1 protein-coding gene is annotated in these 1035 nt (G+C 63.7%); it reads left to right on the plus strand.

The annotated features are described in order from the left end of the window. Positions 1-140: 140 nt before the first annotated feature. Positions 141-995: an IS3 family transposase gene (locus ABD260_RS37475; RefSeq protein WP_344241742.1), complete on the plus strand. Its 855-nt coding sequence runs from the start codon at positions 141-143 to the stop codon at positions 993-995. The last annotated feature ends 40 nt before the right edge of the window (positions 996-1035 follow it).

The following is a 1035-nucleotide window of genomic DNA, read 5'->3' on the forward strand; positions in this document are numbered from 1 at the left end:
GGTGATGGTGATCGTGATGGTGATGGTGGCCGGGTGGGTGAGGTGAGTGAGCTGGAGCGGTTGCGTCGCGAGAACGAGCGGTTGCGGGCCGAAAACGCCTACCTGGGAAAATTGCGTGCCTTGAGAGCCCAGCAGCGACGCTGAAGGCGCAGGCCGTCATCGCTCTCAAGGCTGACCACCGTCTCGAGGTACTGCTGGAGGTCGCCGGCCTGGCCCGGTCGACGTTCTTCTACCACCAGGCCCGCCTCGCTTCGCCAGAGCCACGCGCGGCTCTGAAGACCGCCATCCGTGAGGTGTTCGAGAAGAACAAGGCCCGTTACGGGCATCGTCGCGTCCACCGCGATCTGGTGACCGCCGGGTGGCGGGTCGCGAAGAAGACCGTCCTGGCGCTGATGCGGCGCCTCGGGCTGGTCTGTCTGGTCCGGCGCCGCCGCCGCTACAACTCGTTCAAAGGCCAGGTCGGCAAGACCGCCCAGAACCTGCTGGCCCGCAACTTCACCGCGACTGCTCCGAACCGCAAGTGGGTCACCGATGTGACCGAGTTCGGCATCGCCGGGCGCAAGCTCTACCTGTCACCGGTCATGGATTTGTTCGACCGCCAGATCGTCGCCTACTCCGTCAGCGACTCACCTAACCTGCAACTCACCAACTCCAGCCTGCAACAAGCACTCACCACCCAGCGCCCCGGCCACGGCCTGCTGGTCCACTCCGACCAGGGCTTCCAATATCAGCACAACTCCTGGCAAGCCCTGCTCACCGCCGCCGGCGCGACCCAGTCGATGTCCCGCAAAGCCAACTGCTACGACAACGCCATCATCGAGAACTTCTTCGGACACCTCAAGGAAGAACTCTTCCACCACACCACCTTCACCAGCGCCGACGCGTTCACCACCGCACTCGCCGACTACATCAACTGGTACAACAACCACCGCACCTCAACAACACTCAAGGGCCTGAGCCCGGTGCAATACCGGACCCAGACCCTCACGGCATAGGCTCCCTACCCAGCCAGTCCAACTTTCGGGGACCAGTTCA

Origin of the sequence: Kribbella hippodromi (assembly GCF_039531045.1) — a bacterium.
In the GTDB taxonomy this organism is placed as follows: Bacteria; Actinomycetota; Actinomycetes; order Propionibacteriales; family Kribbellaceae; genus Kribbella; species Kribbella hippodromi.